Annotated in this window: 16 protein-coding genes and 1 tRNA gene; 10 read left to right on the forward strand and 7 right to left on the reverse strand. The window is 64.1% G+C overall.

What is annotated here, in order from left to right:
• Positions 1-102: 102 nt before the first annotated feature.
• Together AB1781_06070 and AB1781_06075 are read left to right on the forward strand one after the other, a co-directional pair.
• The gene (locus AB1781_06070; protein ID MEW5704139.1) at positions 103-348 is read left to right on the forward strand and encodes a hypothetical protein; all 246 of its coding nucleotides are present in this window, start codon (positions 103-105) and stop codon (positions 346-348) included.
• Positions 349-396: 48 nt separating this feature from the next.
• Complete coding sequence (locus AB1781_06075) at positions 397-1,242, forward strand: hypothetical protein (protein ID MEW5704140.1); 846 nt, start codon at positions 397-399, stop codon at positions 1,240-1,242.
• A 4-nt stretch (positions 1,243-1,246) separates the two neighbouring features.
• On the opposite strand, the gene AB1781_06080 is transcribed toward AB1781_06075, so the two are convergent.
• Both AB1781_06080 and AB1781_06085 read right to left on the reverse strand, forming a co-directional pair.
• The gene (locus tag AB1781_06080; GenBank protein MEW5704141.1) at positions 1,247-2,473 is read right to left on the reverse strand and encodes an alpha/beta fold hydrolase; all 1,227 of its coding nucleotides are present in this window, start codon (positions 2,471-2,473) and stop codon (positions 1,247-1,249) included.
• A 17-nt stretch (positions 2,474-2,490) separates the two neighbouring features.
• Entirely contained in the window at positions 2,491-4,287 is a 1,797-nt protein-coding gene (locus tag AB1781_06085) for a tetratricopeptide repeat protein (GenBank protein MEW5704142.1), read from the reverse strand.
• Between the two features lie 276 nt (positions 4,288-4,563).
• Here AB1781_06085 and AB1781_06090 point away from each other — a divergent pair, with 276 nt between their 5' ends.
• Both AB1781_06090 and AB1781_06095 read left to right on the forward strand, forming a co-directional pair.
• On the forward strand, positions 4,564-6,351 hold the full coding sequence (locus AB1781_06090; GenBank protein MEW5704143.1) for a PQQ-dependent dehydrogenase, methanol/ethanol family: 1,788 nt from the start codon (positions 4,564-4,566) through the stop codon (positions 6,349-6,351).
• Between the two features lie 123 nt (positions 6,352-6,474).
• The gene (locus AB1781_06095; GenBank protein ID MEW5704144.1) at positions 6,475-7,080 is read left to right on the forward strand and encodes a cytochrome c; all 606 of its coding nucleotides are present in this window, start codon (positions 6,475-6,477) and stop codon (positions 7,078-7,080) included.
• Between the two features lie 11 nt (positions 7,081-7,091).
• On the opposite strand, the gene rlmJ is transcribed toward AB1781_06095, so the two are convergent.
• Complete coding sequence (gene rlmJ, locus AB1781_06100) at positions 7,092-7,931, reverse strand: 23S rRNA (adenine(2030)-N(6))-methyltransferase RlmJ (protein ID MEW5704145.1); 840 nt, start codon at positions 7,929-7,931, stop codon at positions 7,092-7,094.
• Positions 7,932-7,998: 67 nt separating this feature from the next.
• Entirely contained in the window at positions 7,999-9,183 is a 1,185-nt protein-coding gene (locus AB1781_06105) for an acetyl-CoA C-acetyltransferase (protein ID MEW5704146.1), read from the reverse strand.
• Positions 9,184-9,492: 309 nt separating this feature from the next.
• On the opposite strand from AB1781_06105, the gene AB1781_06110 reads away from it, so the two are divergent.
• The 4 genes from AB1781_06110 to AB1781_06125 all read left to right on the forward strand — a co-directional run bounded on the left by AB1781_06110 (position 9,493) and on the right by AB1781_06125 (position 12,851).
• Complete coding sequence (locus AB1781_06110; protein ID MEW5704147.1) at positions 9,493-9,891, forward strand: hypothetical protein; 399 nt, start codon at positions 9,493-9,495, stop codon at positions 9,889-9,891.
• A 74-nt stretch (positions 9,892-9,965) separates the two neighbouring features.
• Positions 9,966-11,624 carry a copper resistance system multicopper oxidase gene (locus tag AB1781_06115; GenBank protein ID MEW5704148.1) on the forward strand — a complete coding sequence of 553 codons (1,659 nt, stop codon included), beginning with the start codon at positions 9,966-9,968 and terminating at the stop codon, positions 11,622-11,624.
• Positions 11,621-12,331, forward strand: a complete 711-nt coding sequence (locus tag AB1781_06120) for a copper resistance protein B (protein ID MEW5704149.1) — start codon at positions 11,621-11,623, stop codon at positions 12,329-12,331. The genes AB1781_06115 and AB1781_06120 overlap by 4 nt, the downstream gene beginning before the upstream one ends.
• 25 nt (positions 12,332-12,356) lie before the next feature.
• Positions 12,357-12,851, forward strand: a complete 495-nt coding sequence (locus AB1781_06125; protein ID MEW5704150.1) for a plastocyanin/azurin family copper-binding protein — start codon at positions 12,357-12,359, stop codon at positions 12,849-12,851.
• A 204-nt stretch (positions 12,852-13,055) separates the two neighbouring features.
• On the opposite strand, the gene AB1781_06130 is transcribed toward AB1781_06125, so the two are convergent.
• From AB1781_06130 to AB1781_06140, 3 genes are all read right to left on the reverse strand, one after another.
• Positions 13,056-13,132 (reverse strand) — tRNA-Arg (locus AB1781_06130).
• A gap of 19 nt (positions 13,133-13,151) precedes the next feature.
• A complete protein-coding gene (locus AB1781_06135; GenBank protein ID MEW5704151.1) occupies positions 13,152-14,177 on the reverse strand; it encodes a lysophospholipase in 1,026 nt (341 codons plus the stop codon).
• Entirely contained in the window at positions 14,174-15,172 is a 999-nt protein-coding gene (locus tag AB1781_06140) for an ABC transporter ATP-binding protein (protein MEW5704152.1), read from the reverse strand. The genes AB1781_06135 and AB1781_06140 overlap by 4 nt, the downstream gene beginning before the upstream one ends.
• Positions 15,173-15,264: 92 nt before the next feature.
• Here AB1781_06140 and AB1781_06145 point away from each other — a divergent pair, with 92 nt between their 5' ends.
• Together AB1781_06145 and polA are read left to right on the forward strand one after the other, a co-directional pair.
• Positions 15,265-15,438, forward strand: coding sequence for a zinc-finger domain-containing protein (locus AB1781_06145; protein ID MEW5704153.1), 174 nt, complete (start codon positions 15,265-15,267; stop codon positions 15,436-15,438).
• Positions 15,435-18,206, forward strand: a complete 2,772-nt coding sequence (polA, locus tag AB1781_06150) for a DNA polymerase I (GenBank protein MEW5704154.1) — start codon at positions 15,435-15,437, stop codon at positions 18,204-18,206. The genes AB1781_06145 and polA overlap by 4 nt, the downstream gene beginning before the upstream one ends.
• Positions 18,207-18,243 lie beyond the last annotated feature (37 nt).

The raw sequence follows: 18,243 nt of genomic DNA on the forward strand, positions 1-18,243 counted from the left end.
CGGGAAGAGGGCCTATATACGGGAAGAAGGCCTATATAATAGAGGCCCGGTTGCGGTACAATTCAAGGCATCGGGGAAAACTTTCCCAAGGAGCGAGGCAGGATGACAAAATCTTCACAAGCCAAGCCTTCACACGATCGGGAAATGAGCCGCCGGAAGGCGCTGGCCCGGCTGGGCTTGGGCGTGGCGGCGGCTTACGCGGCGCCGGTCCTGTTGCATCTCGACGGCAGTGCCATGGCGACGGTCCAGCCGTCCCCTTGCGGTAAGGGCCCAGGCAAGGACGGGCCATGCCCGAGCGAGCCGAGCAAGCCGAGCCGGCCAAGCAGGCCGGGCCCGGACAAAGACTAGCCGCTTTTCCGTTGACGGAAGGGGAAGCCAGCTCTTCTTAGCTGACGCATGCTGCTTCGTTTCGAGGGGGTGCCGGCCCCCGTCGCCTTTCGGGATTGCGATTCTCTGCTTCCCCGTCTCGCGCCGCCGATCGCGACCTGGCCGCACGCCGCGTGGCAGGGAAAAGAAACCAAGCCTTCCATCATCCTCGAACGCACCGTAGGCGGCTTCCGGGTCGAAGCGCCGCCGTCCGGCCGTGACCGGTCCCCCGACTACGCGCACGATTATACGAACGACTACGAGGCGATCGCCGGCTTCTTCGCCAAGCTTTACGGCGCCTACATCCTCGCCAACCCGGACCTCATCTGCCTGCACGCGGCGGCCGTCAAGTTCGAAGGCGGCCTCGTCGTTCTGCCGGCCAGCGGCAAGGCCGGCAAAAGCACGATGGCGGTGCATTGCGCGGCGGCCGGGGCGAAGCTTTTTACCGACGACGTGCTGCCTGTGCGGGACGGGGCGGGGCTTGGCGTCGCCTTGGGCGTTGCACCCCGCCTGCGGCTTCCCTTGCCCGGGAACGCGACGGAAGGCTTTCGCGCCTTCCTAGGTGCGCGCGACGTGTTGGGCGATGCGTACGGCCGGTTCGTGGGCTTGCGGCCCGGCGAAATCGCCGCCTTCGGCGAGACGGCGCCAATCGGCGCCATCGTCCTGCTCGACCGCAAGGAAGAGGGCGCGCCCTCGCTCGCGTCCATCGGCAAAAGCGAAGCCTTGCGCGATCTCGTGGGGCGGAACTTCACCCGTTCGATCGGGGCGGAGGAACGCCTAAGCCGCCTGCTCAGGATCGCGGAGGCGGTCCCTTGCTACCGTCTCCGCTACGCGGCTTGCGAGCCGGCCATCCCTCTCTTGCGCGAGGTCGGCTGAGGCCTCACGGGCGAAGCCGTGTCGCGACGCGTATTTCCGAGTGCAGCGTGCGGTGGACCGGGCATTTGTCGGCGATTTCCAGAAGCCGTTCGCGCTGCGTCGCGTCCAGCTCGCCTTCGAGTTCGATCTCGCGCTCTATGGCGTCGACCTTGCCTTCTTTCGTTTCGCAGCCCTCGCAATCCTCGGCGTGAATCTTGCGGTGGGTAAGGCGCGCCGTCACTTTCGCAAGCGGCCATCCCTTGTGGTCCGCGTACATCCGAAGCGTCATCGAAGTGCAGGCGCCGAGAGCGGCCAGCAGAAAATCGTAGGGCGACGGTCCGGCGTCCTCGCCACCCGCCTTCTCGGGCTCGTCGGCAAGGAGGCGATGGCGTCCGATCCGAATGGCGTTCGTGAATTTTCCCGTTCCCATCTCGGCGACGACGACACGACCTTCCTCGGGCGCCTTCGCCTTCTCGGGTTCTTCTTTTTCGAGGTATCGGCTCGCCCAGCCGGCCAAGGTTTCGGCGACGTATGTCGCGTCGCGCTTCTTGCTCAGGAGATGGTCGGCGTCGGCCAGCGAGACGAAGCTTTTCGGGTGCTTCGCCGCGACGAAGATAGCTTGCGCGTTCTCGATGCCGACAACCCGATCGACCGGCGAGTGGAAAATAAGAAGCGCCTTCCGCATGCCGGCGATCGCCGCCTTCAGGTTCTGGGAGGCAATGTCCTCAAGGAAGTGCTTCCGGATACGGAACGTGCTCCCGCCGATGCGAACCTCGGCCTCGCCTTTTTTCTCGATGGCGGCGAGGCCCTCCTTCCTGAAAAGACGGCTCACGTGGTCGGGACTGGAGGGCGCCCCGATGGTGACGACGGCGACCGCCTCCCGGACGCGGCCGGCCATTGCCAGTACGGCGGCCCCACCCAGGCTGTGGCCGATCAGAATTTTCGGGGCCTCGAAGTTGGTGCGCAGGAAATCGGCGGCGGCCAGCAGGTCCCCGATGTTCGATGTGAAATTCGTGTTCGCGAACTCGCCTTCGCTGTGGCCAAGCCCGGTGAAGTCGAAGCGGAGCGTCGCGATGCCGTGAAGGCCCAGGGCGGCGGCGATCCGGGAGGCGGCGAGGCTGTCCTTCGTGCAGGTGAAACAATGGGCGAAGAGCGCGTAGGCCCTGGGCTTTTCCGCCGGGCGGTCGAGGCGGGCGGCGAGTTTTGCGCCGTCGGCCCCTGCGAAGACGACTTTCTCGGGCGGGGTTGCCATGGCGGCCTTCCGAGGCTTCAATTCTTGGCGGCGAGCTTCAGCGAAATGTAGCGGCAATCGTGGCCGGCAGAAAGGCGCACGGTCTCGCCCTTGCGCAAGCGCCGGGGCGTCTTCTCAAGATAGATCGCCTGGCGCCAGTGGGTATCGTCCTCGCGCGGCCTTGTTTCCAGCGCGAGGGTATCCGTGAGGTCGAGACGGAACCAGAGAAGCACCGCGTGGCAGACGCCGTCCGCCGTGACGGGGATGGGAATTTCCTTCGTCTCCGGTTTCGGCGGGTCGTTCCGAAAATCGAAGGAGAAGACCTCGGCCGAATCGGAAAGCAGCCGGTGCGGGTATGCGTTGAGCCGCTTCGTCAGATATTCAGCGCCCGCGAAGTCGTTGAAGGCGGAAACGTCGAAGCCGCCCGCTTGATCCACGCGGTCCTCCTCGGCCAGGCGTTCGCTTTCGATCAGCATGGCGTGGACGGTGCCGCCCTTCGGGATGATTGCAGCCTCCGGCTTCAGAAGGTTCGCGCGGGCGTGCTGGATGACTTGGAGGATTCCCTCGCCGAGAAAGCCCGCGTTCAAAAGCTCCGTCACCATCACGTCGGCGCGTTCCGGAAGGTCCGCGCCGACTTTCAGGCTGTAGGAATGTTTCGGCAGAACCGTCACGCGGCCCTCAAGGCCGTTCGCGGCTACGATGCGTTCCGCCATCTCCGCGATGGGGTGCACGGCCTCGCAGGCATAGACGTGTTTCGCCCCCGCCCGTGCCGCCATCATCGAAAGAAGCCCGGCGCCGGCCCCGATGTCGAGGACGCGCGTCTTCTCCGAGACCGTCTCGCGGATCGCCCGGTCGTAGGCTTCGTTGCGCGCGCGGTCGTTCATCATGGCGAAGTGCCAGCGCGGCACCTGGCGCTGGCGGGCTTCGGCAAGCCCGGCGCGCGCCCCTTCGAGGGCGGGGTTGAGCTCAAGCGCCTTTGAGAAGGCGGTTGCGGCTTCCGCGACGCGGCCGACGGCAAGGTAGGCGTTCCCCAGATTGTGGTGCGCCTCCGGGAAATTCGGGCGAAGCGCGATCGCCTTTTCGAAATGCAGGATCGCCGCCTCGATTTCGCCCTCGCCCTTGCGGATGTTGCCAAGGTTGTTCTCGGCCTCGGCGAAGTTCGGGTGGATGCGCAGGGCGCTTTCGAGGTGGCGCGCCGCCCCTTCGATATCCCCTTCCGCGCGCAGGAGGCTGGCCAGGTTGTTTTCGGCTTCCGCGAAATCGGGTCTAAGCTCGAGCGCGCGGGCAAGGGCTTTCTTCGCTTCGCCGGGCTTGTTCAGGACACGCAGCGTGTCGCCCAAATTGTAGTGGACCTCCGCGTAATTCGGGTGCGCCGCCGCTGCCGCGCGAAGCTGGGCAAGCGCCGGTTCCATCTCGCCCTGGGTGCGGAGCGCGATACCCAGGCTGGTCGCGGCCTCCGGAAAATCGGGGCGAAGGGCAAGCGCCTGCCGGAAACGGGCTATGGCTGCCGCCGCCTTGCCTTGGGCGAGCAGAATATCGGCCAGGTTGTAAACCGCCTCCGCCGCTTGCGGAGAAGCCGCGATCGCCCGTTCGATAAGCGCGATCGCCTCGTCGTCGGCTCCCTTCTGGTGGCGGAGCAGGCCTAAGAAGTGGAGCGCGTCCGCGTGGTTCGGTTGCTGGCGAAGGACGTTTCGGTAGATTGCCTCCGCCTGCTCGAGCTTGCCCTGGCGGTGCAGGCGAAGGGCATCGTCCAGCCGCTCGTCCGAGACGCCGGCCGGCCGGCTCGTCTTTTGCCGCGTTTCATGGGCTTGTCGGCGTCGCTGTTGGCGGTTCATTTAGATTCCCTGTGAAGTTTTTCCGAAGGCCATGTTTTTCCATCCGAAGCGCGGCCGGAAGCCTTGGGCAGGGGGATATTGGGCCAGCCGGCTTACCTCCTTCAACCGAAAAATGACGCGCAAGGCGCTTGATGGGACACCCGGAAAGTCCCTGAAATCGGTACCCGCCGCCTGCCTCAAAAGGAGGTTGGCATCCCAGGGAGAAGGCGGCATCATGGGGCAGCCAAGAACGACCGGACAGTCGGCAAATATAGATAGGGGACGAGGATACAAGCCATGCAATCGGATACGCGCGCCAAGAAGTGGCCATGGATTCTAGCCGGCGTGGGTAGCGTCCTGCTGGCGGTGGTGCTGTTCATCGAGAGCGGCCAGCGCAACGGGGCGACGGCGCAAATGACGAACGAGCGGCTCATGAACACCTACCGAGAGCCGCAAAACTGGATCACCCATCACGGCAGCTACGCCGGGCAGCGCTATTCGCGCCTCGACGACATCAGCCGCAAGAACGTGAACAAGTTGAAAGTGACCGGAACGGCTGCGCTGGGCGGGATCCAGGCGGGCGGTTTCTGGCCCTTCGCCGGCTACGAAGCCACCCCGCTGGTCGAGGATGGCTATATGTACTTTCCGGACGGTTGGGGCACCGTTTACAAGTACGACGTCCGGGACGGCGCGCCGAAGCTGGTTTGGGAATACAACCCCGACGTCGACCGCGACTGGGCCGGCAACGTCACCTGCTGCGGAGTCAACAACCGGGGCGTGGCGCTTTGGGGGAACACGGTCGTCTCCCATGCCCTCGACGGCAGGCTGCTGGTTATTGACAAGGAAACCGGCCAGCTCGTGTGGGAACGGACGGTCGCCGACCCCGACAAGTCCGAAACCATAACGGCTGCTCCCCTCGTCGTGCGGGACCTCGCGATCACCGGGGTTGCCGGCGGCGAATACGGCATCCGCGGCTGGCTCGCCGCGACGGATCTGAAGACCGGCAAGGAAGTCTGGCGCACCCATACGATTCCGGCGCCCGGCGAACCCGGCCACGAAACGTGGAAAGACGATCACGACGCCTGGAAAACGGGCGGCGGCCCGACCTGGGTGACCGGTTCCTACGACCCCGATCTCGACCTCATCTATTGGGGCGTCGGCAACCCAAGCCCGGACTGGGACAACGCCTACCGGCCCGGCGACAACCTCTATACGAACAGCGCGCTGGCCATCGAGGCCGCGACCGGCAAGATCAAGTGGCATTTCCAATACACGCCGAACGACCCTTACGACTATGATTCGGTCAGCGAACATGTCCTCGCCGATGTGGACGGCAAGAAGATCGCGTTGCACGCCAACCGCAACGGCTATCTCTACGCGTTCGACCGGGCGAACGGGACGTTCCTGTGGGCGGCCCAGTTCGTGAAGCAGCTTACCTGGACGAAGGGGCTCGACCCCAAGACCGGCCGGCCGAATTCCTACGACCCGAACACCGACGTTCAGAAGTACGAGCCCGGCACGGCGCCGACCCGCGAGGACAAGACGGGCCGCACCTGCCCCGGCAACATGGGCGGCAAGAACTGGCCGCCGATGGCCTACAACCCCGAGCGCAAGCTCGTCTACATCCCGGTCATCGAAAGCTGCAACCAGATCGACAACCAGCCGGTCGCTGCTGGCGATCACAAATACCGGGACTGGTTCACGGGTGGCGGACCGAAGCAGTTCCAGCCGATCACCGGTAGCGTGACGGCGGTCGATGTGACGACGGGCAAGGTGGTCGCCAAGCAGGAGACGGCCTACCCCATGCTGGGCGGCGTCCTGACGACGGCGGGTGATCTCGTCTTCGTCGGCTACCCGGAAGGCGCCTTCGTGGCGCTCGACGCCGAGACGCTGAAAGAGCTCTGGCGGTTCGAGACCGGCGGCGGCATCAACGCGCCGCCCATTACCTACAAGGTGGACGGCAAGCAGTACGTGGCGCTGACCGTAGGCCTCGGCGGCGCCTGGCCGAAATGGTTCATGGACGGCACCAAGGGCCTCGAAAAGATAAAACACGGCGCCACGCTCTATATCTTCGCCTTGCCCTAAAATCTTGCAGCGTTCAGGGAGGAAGGATGCGCCACCGCAAAGGGTGGGGCATCCTTTTCTCTGAACGCAGACCTGCTATACTTTTCCTTCCCCCGTTGCGTCGCCTTGAAATAACGTTTGCCGATGAACCGCAAAACCCTCCTGCCCAATCTCCTCGCCGTTCTTCTGGCATGCGGCGTGCTTAGCGCCCTTTGGTTTGGCAACCGGCCATCACCGGCGAACTCGACGCCGGTCGCGGTCGAGACAGCATCCCCCGACCTGGTGGAAGCCGCCGTCGGGTCTTCGGCGCCAGCACCCGAGCCCGCGGCAATGGTCGCAGAGGATGCCGAGATTGCCCGCGGCAAGGAGGTTTACAAGGAAGCGAATTGCATCGGCTGCCACAAATGGCATGGCGATGGCGGCGGCGGCTATGGCGGGGCGGCGCTTTCGCTTCGCGATACGATACTCAACCTGGAACAAATTGTCGAAGTCGTCGCCTGCGGGCGGCCCAGCACCGGCATGCCCGCTTTCCATCGCCGGGCTTACAAGGGGTACGACTGCTATGGGATGACGTTGCAGGACCTGGGCGAAGACAAGCCGCCCTCGCCTGCCAAGCGCTTGAATGAAGAAGAGATCGCCCGGGTCGCCGCCTTCGTCGCTGCGAAGATCAAGGATAAGGGGCCGATGACGAAGGCGCAGTGCGAGGACTTCTGGGGCGCCGCTTCGCGGGAATGCGAACGCTTCGAGTGAGTCCCGAGCGATTATTCGGGGACCAGCCAATCCGCCCGTACCGGCCCCTTGGCGCCCAGGGTTTCGGCCAGCCAGGGCAGGGCGCCCGCGACGGCCGGGGCCAGCGTGAAGGGCGGATTTAGGATGAAGAGGCCGCTGCCGGTCATGCCGTGTCCCCTGGTGTCCGGCGCCACGCAGAACTCGACGCGATAAATCTTCCGGGCTCCGCTTTTCCGAAGGGCCGTTTCCATTTCGTGAACGCGGCGGCGCTCGATCACCGGGTACCAGAGCGCGTAAACGCCGGTCGCAAACTTTCGCCATGCCTTGATCAGCGTGGCGACGACGTCTTCGTAATCGTCCTTGATCTCGTAGCTTGGGTCGATGAGGAAAAGGCCGCGCCGCTCGATCGGCGGCACATGGGCGAGCAAGCCCTTGAGGCCGTCGGCGTGGTGGATGGCGAGGCGTTTCTCCCGGCGCGTGTGGTCGGCGAGGCACTGGAAATCCGTCGGGTGAAGTTCGAAAAGGACGACGCGATCCTGCGGCCGCCGGAACGCCGCGGCCAGCGCCGGCGAACCCGGATAGGTGGTCGGCGCGGCGGATGGATTCCAGGCCTCGACCAGGGCAAGGTAGTCGCGCAAAAGCGCCGGCGCGGTCGCCTTTCGGGGCAGGACCCGGGCGATCCCTTCCCGGAATTCGCCGGTCTTTTCCGCCGCCGCCGCGCGCAAATCGTACAGGCCGGCGCCGGCGTGGGTGTCGAGGAAAAGCACGCCACCCGCCTTTCGCTGCAGGTGGCGGGCGAGGAAAACGAAAATGGCGTGCTTCAGCACGTCGGCGTGATTTCCGGCATGAAAGCCGTGTCGGTAGGAAAGCATGGCGCACCCTACGACGCCAAATTCCGGCAAGGCTAGCCGGCGACGTTCCGCCGCCGCTTCGAGGAAACTAGATTGCCTCCAGCGCCAGGGCGATGCCCTGGCCGCCGCCGATGCAGAGGGTGACGACACCGCGCCTTATCCCATCGCGGCGCATCGCGTGCAGAAGGCGGGTCGTTAAGACCGCGCCCGTCGCGCCGATCGGGTGCCCGTGCGCGATGGCGCCGCCCTCGACGTTGACGATGTCCTCGGCAAGGCCGAGCTCGCGATAAACCGCAACCGCGATCGCCGCGAAGGCTTCGTTGATCTCGATGCGCTCGATATCGCCCATGGTCCAGCCAGCGCGGTCGAGAACCTGGTGCACGGCCGGCACCGGCCCCATCCCGAACAGGCCCGGCTCGACGGCGCCGACGCCATAGCTTACGAGACGCGCCGCCGGGTCGAGCCCGTGCGTATCGGCAAACCCCCGCTCCGCCACGATCAGGCACGCCGCGCCGGTGTTGAGCCCGGGCGCGCTACCGGCCGTGATGGTGCCGTCCGGGCGAAAGGCGGGTTTGAGTTTGGCAAGGGATTCGAAGGTGGTGTCGGGGCGGTTGTGCTCGTCCTTGGCAAAGGGCTCCGGCCCCTTCCGGCCCTTGATTTCGACGGCGACGATCTCGGCGTCGAACTTGCCGGCGGCCTGCGCCGCCGCGAAGCGTTTCTGCGAGCGTTCGGCCCAGCGGTCCTGCTCCGCGCGGTTGATCTGGTACTTCTGGGCCAGATCTTCGGTGTGCCAGCCCGAATGTTTGCCGGAGAAAGCGTCGTTCAGGCCGTCGCGCAGCATCGAGTCATAGATTTCGGCGTCGCCCATGCGGTAGCCCCACCGCCCGCCGCCCATTAGATAGGGAGCGGCGTCCATGTTCTCTATGCCGCCAGCGATGGCGGCGTCGGCAAACCCCAGCCAGACTTCCTGGGCGGCCGAGGCAATCGCCTGGGCGCCCGAGCCGCAGACCCGGTTGACGGTCATCGCCGGCACGCCGATCGGTACGCCGCCATGCATTGCCGCCTGCCGCGCCGGGTTCATCTTGTTGCCGGCCTGGAGGACGTTGCCGAAGATCACGGCGTCGAGCTTGGCCGGGTCGAGCTTGGCGCGTTTCAGCGTCTCGCGCAGGACGGTGGCGCCGAGCTCGGTGGCAGGTATCGCCTTGAGGGAACCGTTGTAGGTGCCGATGGCGGTTCGGACTGGGCTGCAGAGCACGACGTCGCGGCGGGTCATGAGCGGTCTCTCCTTTCCTTTACGGCGGGCCTTTACGACAGGCCTTTATTGCAGGGATGGTGTTGGCCGCCGCGGCGTTTCGCCGAGCATGAACCGGAAACGCGGCCAACCATCTTCACGTTAACAGGATTTTCGGCGGCGGTTAAGGGTGCTTGAAGGACGGTAGTGGGCCAGTTTGAATTTCTAGCCGCCATTCCGTGGGCGCATGGCATAGAAAGTTCAAATGCCAAGCCTTGTCCTGCAATCAGACTGGTCTTAAGATACCACTACTTTTCCTCTGCCATTTCCGAAGGCGGCAAGCATCGGGGCATGATGCGCAACCGAACGATCATAGTGCTGGGCCTGTTTCTCGCGAGCGTTCTTTTGAACGCCGCCGTCGTGCACTGCGTGCCGGGCCTCGATGCGTTCGTGGGCGTCAAGAGCGCGGCTGCCGCTGAAACGCACGGATCCGGTCCGGCCCATCACCAGGACAATGGGTCGGGCGGCCAAGACTGTGTCGTCTCGGATGTACGGACTCTCGTCAACTTGCAGTCGGTCTCGCCCGCCCCGGCGCCGACAGCCAAAGCCCTCGTCGTCCGCTGGCCTCTGGCTCTCCTCGCCTACACGGCGTCAGGACATAATTTGCGCAGCCCGAATTTCGGCGCCGCAGCGCGTGGCTCGCCTTCTTATGCCGCTGTTTTTGCGCGCACCGGCCGTCTCCTGATCTAAGCATCTTCCTCGACGTGATGCGATCGGCTGCCATTTCGGCTGCCGTAACGATGGCGCTTTCGAGGAGATGAGACGTGTCGTATGCGTTCAACCGCTTAAATATCGCGCTTCTGGCCGGCCTGTTCATCGCCCTTGGGGTGGGCGGTCCGGTGCGGGCCGGAGAATACGACCTTGTCATCGACAGGACCGAGGTCAATGTCACCGGAAAGCCGGTCAAGGCGCTGACCATCAATGGGGAATTGCCCGCGCCAACCCTTCGCTTCAGGGAAGGCGAGCCGGTAACGGTCCGCGTGACGAACCGCCTCGGCGAGACGGCGTCGATCCATTGGCACGGATTCCTGATCTCGCCGGAGATGGACGGCGTTCCTGGCCTCGGCGGCTTTCCCGGGATCTTGTCCGGCGAGACTTTCACTTACCGATTCACCGTCCGCCAAAGCGGCACCTACTGGTACCACTCCCATTCCGGAACGCAGGAGCAGGCCGGCCTCTATGGCTCGATCGTCATCGAGCCCGCCAAAGCGGATATCGTGAAGGTCGACCGCGACTATATCGTGGTGCTCTCGGATTTTCCGGCCGACGATCCGGACCAGATCCTGGCTAACCTCAAGGCCGATTCGGGCTACTACAACTATAGCAAGCGGACGATCGTCGACTTTTTCCGCGACGCCCGGCGAGACGGCCTCTGGACGAGCATCCGCGATCGACTCGATTGGGGCCAAATGCGCATGGACCCCACCGATCTTGCCGATGTCGCCTCGGGCTACACTTTTCTCGTCAACGGCAAATCCCCGGAGGCGAATTGGACCGGCTTCTTCAAGCCGGGAGAACGGATACGCCTGCGTTTTATCAATGCATCGGCGATGACCTATTACGACCTGCGCATTCCGGGATTGAAGATGATCGTGATCCAGGCGGACGGTCAAAATGTCCAGCCCGTGCCCGTTGACGAATTCCGCATTGCCGTTGCCGAGACTTACGACGTCATCGTCACTCCAAAGGACGACAAGGCCTACACGATCTTCGCCGAATCCGTCGATCGCAGCGGCTACGCACGCGGCACGCTCGCCCCGCGCGACGGCATGACCGGCGACATCCCCGAACGCCGGCCGCGCACGCTCCTCACCATGGCCGATATGGGGATGGCGCATGGCGACATGGATCAGGGCTCGACGCGCGGCATGCAGGGGATGGACCATGGCGACATGGCCGGCATGGACCAGGCGCCCATGGGCTTATCGAAGGAAGAGACAAGAGAGCCGCGCGGCTGGGCGGATGCGTCGACCCCGAAAGGCATGAAGGCGCTTTCTTACAGCGACTTAAAATCGCTCACGCTGCAGAAAGACACGCGCGAGCCAGGCCGCGAGATCCGCGTGCGTCTTGGCGGCAACATGGAGCGTTTCATCTGGACGATCAACGGCCGGAAATTCGAAGACGCCGAACCCATCCAACTCCAATATGGCGAACGCGTGAAGCTTACCTTCGTCAATGAAACGATGATGGCGCATCCCATGCACCTACACGGCATGTTCGTGCAGTTGGTCAACGGTCAGCCCGCGGGGCGCCTGCCGAACAAGCACGTCGTCAACGTGGCGCCGGGACAGAGCTATTCCGTGCTGCTGACGGCGGACGAAATCGGCGAATGGGCCTTCCATTGCCACTTGCTCTATCATATGAGCGCCGGGATGATGACGAAAGCCGTCGTCGCGCGCATGACCGCCGAGGTGTCGCAATGACCCGGCGCCCTATCCTTGAGATCGCCGCCGCCGCGTTCATCCTCTCGGCCGTTCCCGCCCTAGCCATGGATGGGGAACATGGCGGCCAGGTCTTTCACCTGGTTCGCGCCGAGGTCGACTGGTCGAAGAGCGATGGCAAGGATCTCTTCGCGTGGGACGCCTCCGGCTGGATCGGCGGCGACCGGGACAAGGCCTGGTTCCGATCCGAGGGCGAAACCCTCGGCGGCAAGACCGAACAGGCCGAACTTTGGGGGATGTATAGCCGCAACATCGCCGCCTTCTGGGATGTGCAGGCGGGCATTCGCCAGGATTTCGAGCCAACAACCGTAACCTATGCGGTCATCGGTATCGAAGGACTGGCGAAGTACTTCTTCGAAACAAGCGCGCATGCCTTTGTAAGCGACAAGGGTGACGTGAGCGCGCGGATCGTGCAGGCCATCGATCTCTTGATCACGCAAAGGTTTATTGCCGAGCCACATATTGAATTGAATCTTTACGCGCAAGACGTGCCGGACCGTCATGTTGGGGCAGGGCTGTCCGACATTGAGGTTGGGCTTCAATTTCGCTACGAGATCCTTCGAGAATTTGCACCCTACGTCGACGTGAATTATGCGCGCGCGGTTGGCGAAACGGCGAGTCGTATCCGTGCGGCGGGCGAGGACCCGGAAGAGTTCACGGTTCGGCTTGGACTTCGATTCTGGCTTTGACCAAAAGACTTGTGGAGATTGCAGCATGAACAAGAGGTTTTTCGTTTTTGCCGCCATGGCGATGCTTTCCGTTTCCGGCGCGGCGCTGGCCAGGGGTGATCACAAAATAGCCGAGGAGGTGGCCTTCGGCCGACCCGGCGATCCCAAGAAGGTCACCCGGACCGTGACGTTAGAGGCGACCGAGATCGCTTTCAGCACCCAAGAGCTCACCTTCAAGATGGGCGAGACCGTGAAGTTCGTGCTCGTCAACAAAGGCGAACAAAATCACGAGATAACGATTGGCGACGCGGCGATGCAGCAAACGCACCGGAAGATGATGGCCGAGATGACCGGCGTGAGTCACGCCGAAATGGATGCCAAGATGCCGGAACACAAGATGCACGGTAATTCCGTCGACTCCGAGCCCGGCGAGACAAAGACCTTGGTCTGGCAATTCACGAAGCCAGGCGTTTTCGAATTCGCCTGCAACTACCCGGGCCACGCCGAAGTGGGCATGGAAGGAAAAATTACCGTGCGTTGATGCATCGCAACCACGGTCTGGCAACCCGTCCGCCTACCGAAGGCCGTCCGAATAACGGCGACCGCTGGTAACAAGACGGAAGCCTTCGCTTTCCATCGAGACCGCTATGGTTACTGCCGTGCCCCATGGGGTGCTCCGGCCAACCAATGCACCGGGCCCATTGAAGTTGGAAATATAATAATTCTTGTTTATCAACAAGGTAGCTGGCGCACCCGGCGAGATTCGAACTCACGACCTCTGCCTTCGGAGGGCAGCGCTCTATCCAGCTGAGCTACGGGTGCATTCGCGAAGGTGGAAAACCTACTCCAAAGGGGAGGCGGCTGCAAACCGATCCGCCCTCTCTCTCTCCGTCAGGAGCCAGGCCCGGGCCACCTCCTCGGCGCCGGAGGGCAGCGGGGTTTCCTCTGCCAATATCCAACTGGCGAGGTCTTCCAGCACGGTCTTGGCCTGCAAATCGCGCAGCAGCAAGTGGTAACCTTTCTCGTAAACCGCGATCCGCACGTCGTTCGGCCGCGGCCGTGGCAGCTGCGCGACCATCACCCGGAAGGCGTCCTTCGGCACGATTTCGTCCTTCTCGCCATAGAGAATCAGCGCCGGCCCCTTGAGCCGGTCGACGGCGGCAAGCGCGTCGTCCATCAGGTTCACAAGCCCCCACAGCGCGTCCACCCGGCTTTTCTTGATGACGTTGGGATCGCGGCCGAGGGCCTTCAGCATCTCGATGTTATCGGAAGGCGGGATATCCAGACCGCGGCTCGAAAGCTTCGCCCATGGCAGCGTGTGGGCGGCAAGCCAGAGAAGGGCGGGTTCGTAGAAGCGCATCGTCTTCCGCGCGCGAAGGGCGGGGGATGTCAGCACGATGCCGTCGGCTTCAAGCGGGGCTTCGGCAAGCGCGGCGAGCAGGACGGCACCCCCCATGCTTTCGCCCAAAAGATAAAGCGGGGTTTCCGGGTAGGCTTCGCGCAGGAGTGCAGCCGCGGTTCGCGCATCCCCGGTCAGGGTTTTCTCCCCCGGCCACAGGCCGCGGTTGGGCGCCTGGCCGAAGCCACGCTGGTCGTAGGCGTAGACTGCGATGCCGTGCCGGGCCAGGGTGCGGGCCGGCGCCTCGAAGGTAAGCCGGTAATCGTTGAAACCGTGCAGGCTCAGGAGAATCGCCTGCGGTTTTTCCTCGGGCAGGAAACGCGCGAGCGGCAGCTCGGCGCCGTCCGCCATGCGGATGCGGTCTTCGAAAAGCCTTGGCTCGACGGCGGCCGGCCCGGCGCCAAGGCTGAGCGGTGCGCAGGCGGAAAGCGGGAGCAGAAGAAGAAAGGCAAAAAAGAGCCGGCTCACCGACCCGGCCTTTCTTCCCGCCGCGCCGCGGGGCTTTGCGTGAGTTGCAGGAAAAGATCCTCGAGGTCGCTTTCCCGCGTCGAAAGGTCGGTCAGGTTTAAACCCGCGTCGTGCACGGCCTTGAGGATTTCAACGATGCCGGTCTCGCTTGTTCGGAAGCCAAAGCGCAGGCAGCGCGGCGGCTGGAAACTCACCCGGAAGCGCCCGAGAGCCGCCGGCACCGCGTGCAGGTCTTCGGCCACTGTTACGACGATCTCCCGCTGGTCCATCCGGCGAAGCAGCGCTTCCGTGCTGTCGCAAGCGACGAGCCGTCCGTGATCGAGGATGGCGATCCGTTCGCAAAGCCGCTCGGCTTCTTCCAGGTAATGCGTCGTGAGCAGGACCGTCGTGCCTTCCGCCTTCAGCTCACGGAGAAGCTCCCAGATCTGCTGGCGAAGTTCGACGTCGACGCCCGCCGTCGGCTCGTCCAGCACCAGGATCGGCGGGTCGTGGACCATCGCCTTCGCGATGAGCAGCCGCCGCCGCATGCCGCCGGAAAGACTGCGGGCGTAGGCGTCGGCTTTGTCCGAAAGCCGGAGCGCGCGGAGAATCGCGTCCGTCCGGCGCGCCTTCTTCGGAACCCCGTAGAACCCCGCCTGCATTTCCAGCGCCTCCCTCGGCGTGAAAAAGGGATCGAGGTTGAGTTCCTGCGGCACGACGCCGATCGCGGCGCGGGCGAGCCTCGGTTCCCGGTCGAGGTCATGGCCCCAGACGCGAACCTGGCCGGCCGTCTTTACCGTCAACCCGGCCAGGACGTTGATGAGGGTAGACTTCCCGGCGCCGTTCGGCCCTAAAAGCCCGAAGAAGACGCCGCGGGGAATCTCAAGGTCGAAGTTCTCAAGCGCCAGTACGCCGCCCAGCCCGGCGCCTTCTCCATAGACCTTCCGCAACCCCCGGATTTCGATGGCGTTTTCGGAAAGCCCGGGCGCCGCTTTCCCTGGAGTTGTTTCGTTCATGTGCTAAAGCTTAAGGGGCTGGCGGTTGATTGTCCGCTTCCAATCGGTATCATCCGTCGAATCATTTGCGGGATCAAGGAAAGACCAAAAACATGGAAGCGGATACGGTGTTGGCGGGCCACCCGATCGTTGCTTGCGACGGCGGCGGCGGGGCGGGGCATCCCCGCGTTTTCCTGGACATGGAAGAAAGGGGCGAGGTCGTTTGCCCCTATTGCAGCCGCCGCTTCGTCCTCAAGGAAAGTGCTCCGGAAAGCATTGAACCTTGAGCGCGAAGCCCAAGCACGTCTTCCTTGTTGACGGCTCCGGCTTTATTTTTCGCGCCTACCATGCCCTTCCTTCCCTGACCCGCCCCGACGGCACGCCGGTCGGCGCCGTCTTCGGCTTCACGCAGATGCTGATGAAGCTTCTGAACGAAACGGATGCCGACCACATCGCCGTCGTCTTCGATTCGGACCGGGTGAGTTTCCGGAACGCGATCTACCCTGCCTACAAGGCCAACCGGCCCGAGACGCCGGAGGACCTGATCCCCCAGTTCGCGCTGGTGCGCGAGGCGACGGAAGCCTTTGCCGTGTCCGCGGTCGAGCTGAAGGGCTTCGAGGCGGACGATCTGATCGCGACCTACGCGCGCGCCGCCGCGCGCGAGGGCGCGGAGGTGACAATCGTTTCCTCCGACAAGGACTTGATGCAGCTTGTCGGCGGCCCGGTCACGATGTTCGACGCCATGCGGAATCGCAGGATCGGACCTAAGGAGGTGGAGGAAAAATTCGGTGTCGGCCCCGAGCAGGTCGTCGAGGTGCAGGCCCTGGCCGGCGATTCGACCGATAACATTCCCGGCGTTCCCGGCATCGGCGTCAAGACGGCGGCTGAGCTCGTCCGGCAATACGGGGATCTTGAGAACCTGCTCCGGCACGCGGACGAGATCCCGCAGCCAAAGCGCCGCGAGCGGTTGCGGGAAAACGCCGAGCTTGCCCGCGTTTCCCGCAAGCTGGTGGCGCTCCGCGACGACGTTGAGATGCCGGTCCCGCTCGCATCCTTCAAGGTGAGAAAGCCGGATGCGGGGCGGCTTCTTGCCTTCCTTAAGGCGCAGGGTTTCCGCACCCTGGTCGCCCGGGTCGAAGGCAGTATGCCGGGCGGTGCGCCGCAGGCGGAAGCCGCCGCGGAGCTCAAGGCGTCCGCCAAGGACCGCGACTACGAGCTCGTGCAATCGGTCGGGCGCCTGAAGGCCTGGATCGCGGCAGCCGAGGAGGCGGGTAGCGTCGCCTTTGATACGGAAACGACGAGCCTGGACGCCACCCAGGCCGAGCTTGTCGGTTTCTCCCTGTCCGTGACGCCGGGGAAGGCCTGCTACGTGCCGCTTTCGCATCGGCAAACCCAGGACGGCACGCTCGCGCTGGCCGGCGAGGCCGGCGAGGGGATGCCGCAGATCGCCTTCGACGCGGCGTTGAAGCTTTTAAAGCCCCTGCTGGAAAACCCGAGCGTCCTCAAGGTCGGCCAGAATCTGAAGTACGACATGCTGGTTATCCGCCGCTACGGGATTTCGATTTTTCCCTTCGACGATACGATGCTCCTCTCTTATGCCCTTGAAGGGGGCCTGCACGGGCACGGCATGGACGAGCTTGCCAGGCTTCATCTCGGCATCGAGACGATCACCTACAAAGACGTCGCCGGCAGCGGCAAGAACCGGCTTCGCTTCGATCAGGTTCCGCTGCAAAAGGCCTGCGACTACGCGGCCGAGGACGCCGACGTGACGGGCAGGCTGTATCGGCTTTTGAAGCCCCGCCTTGCCCAGGACCACATGACGCGCGTCTATGAGACGATCGAACGGCCGCTGGTTCCCGTCCTCGTCGAGATGGAAGCGGCCGGCATTCGCGTGGACAAGGCGGGACTTCGCAAGCTGAGCGCGGAATTCGCCGGCCGGATGGCGACGCTCGAGACCGAGATCCACAAGGCCGCGGGCCGTCCTTTCAACGTCGCCTCGCCGAAGCAGCTGGGCGAAATCTTGTTCGACGAGATGGGCCTGGACGGCGGCCGGAGGGGAAAGGCCGGCGCCTACGGCACGGACGCGAGCGTGCTCGAAGAACTGGCGGCCGAAGGCCATGCGTTGCCAGCCCGCGTCCTCGACTGGCGGCAGATCGCGAAGCTGAAAAGCACCTATACGGATGCGCTCATACAGCAAATCCATCCCGAAACCGGCCGTGTGCATACGTCCTATGCGATGGCGGCGACCTCGACGGGAAGGCTTGCCTCCTCGGACCCTAATTTGCAGAACATTCCCATCCGCACGGAGGACGGCCGCAAGATCCGCCGGGCTTTCGTCGCCGAGAAGGGTTTTTGCCTGCTTTCCGCCGACTATTCGCAGATCGAACTTCGCCTGCTGGCCGAAGTAGCCGACGTCGGAACCCTGCGCGAGGCGTTCCATGCCGGGATCGACATCCACGCGCTCACCGCCTCCCAGGTCTTTGGCGTGCCGGTCAAGGGCATGGACCCGACGGTGCGCCGGAAGGCGAAGGCAATCAATTTCGGAATCATCTACGGGATCAGCCCGTTCGGGCTTGCCCGCCAGCTCGGTATTTCGCAAAAGGAAGCGGCGGCGTACATCGACGCTTATTTCGAGCGCTACCCAGGCATCAAGGCCTATATGGAAAAAACCAAGGCCTTCGCACGCGAGCACGGCTTCGTCACGACGCTGTTCGGGCGGCGCTGCTTCGTCCCCGGCATCCAGGATAAAAACCCGGCGCGCCGCAATTTCTCCGAGCGCGCCGCGATCAACGCGCCGCTGCAAGGGGCCGCCGCCGATATCATCAAGCGCGCCATGCTTCGCGTGGGCCCGGCGCTCCGGCAGGCGAAGCTTGCGGCGCGCCTGCTGTTGCAGGTGCACGACGAACTCGTCTTCGAGGTGCCGGCCGGGGAAGCAAAGGAAACGGAGGCGCTCGTCAGCCGCCTCATGGCGGAGGCCGCATCCCCCGCCGTTTCCTTGAGCGTTCCTCTCGTCGTCGAAACGAACGCAGCCATGAACTGGGCGGACGCCCACTGAGCCAAAAAAAACCGGCCCCTTGGCGGGGGCCGGTTTC

It is taken from the genome of Pseudomonadota bacterium, assembly GCA_040752895.1.
GTDB lineage: Bacteria > Pseudomonadota > Alphaproteobacteria.

Bases quoted from the DNA above. Each gene is read 5' to 3' on its own strand.
- AB1781_06070 (MEW5704139.1), top strand. From the start codon at position 103: ATGACAAAATCTTCACAAGCCAAGCCTTCACACGATCGGGAAATGAGC.
- AB1781_06075 (MEW5704140.1), top strand. From the start codon at position 397: ATGCTGCTTCGTTTCGAGGGGGTGCCGGCCCCCGTCGCCTTTCGGGAT.
- AB1781_06080 (MEW5704141.1), bottom strand. From the start codon at position 2,473: ATGGCAACCCCGCCCGAGAAAGTCGTCTTCGCAGGGGCCGACGGCGCA.
- AB1781_06085 (MEW5704142.1), bottom strand. From the start codon at position 4,287: ATGAACCGCCAACAGCGACGCCGACAAGCCCATGAAACGCGGCAAAAG.
- AB1781_06090 (MEW5704143.1), top strand. From the start codon at position 4,564: ATGCAATCGGATACGCGCGCCAAGAAGTGGCCATGGATTCTAGCCGGC.
- AB1781_06095 (MEW5704144.1), top strand. From the start codon at position 6,475: ATGAACCGCAAAACCCTCCTGCCCAATCTCCTCGCCGTTCTTCTGGCA.
- rlmJ (MEW5704145.1), bottom strand. From the start codon at position 7,931: ATGCTTTCCTACCGACACGGCTTTCATGCCGGAAATCACGCCGACGTG.
- AB1781_06105 (MEW5704146.1), bottom strand. From the start codon at position 9,183: ATGACCCGCCGCGACGTCGTGCTCTGCAGCCCAGTCCGAACCGCCATC.
- AB1781_06110 (MEW5704147.1), top strand. From the start codon at position 9,493: ATGATGCGCAACCGAACGATCATAGTGCTGGGCCTGTTTCTCGCGAGC.
- AB1781_06120 (MEW5704149.1), top strand. From the start codon at position 11,621: ATGACCCGGCGCCCTATCCTTGAGATCGCCGCCGCCGCGTTCATCCTC.
- AB1781_06125 (MEW5704150.1), top strand. From the start codon at position 12,357: ATGAACAAGAGGTTTTTCGTTTTTGCCGCCATGGCGATGCTTTCCGTT.
- AB1781_06140 (MEW5704152.1), bottom strand. From the start codon at position 15,172: ATGAACGAAACAACTCCAGGGAAAGCGGCGCCCGGGCTTTCCGAAAAC.
- AB1781_06145 (MEW5704153.1), top strand. From the start codon at position 15,265: ATGGAAGCGGATACGGTGTTGGCGGGCCACCCGATCGTTGCTTGCGAC.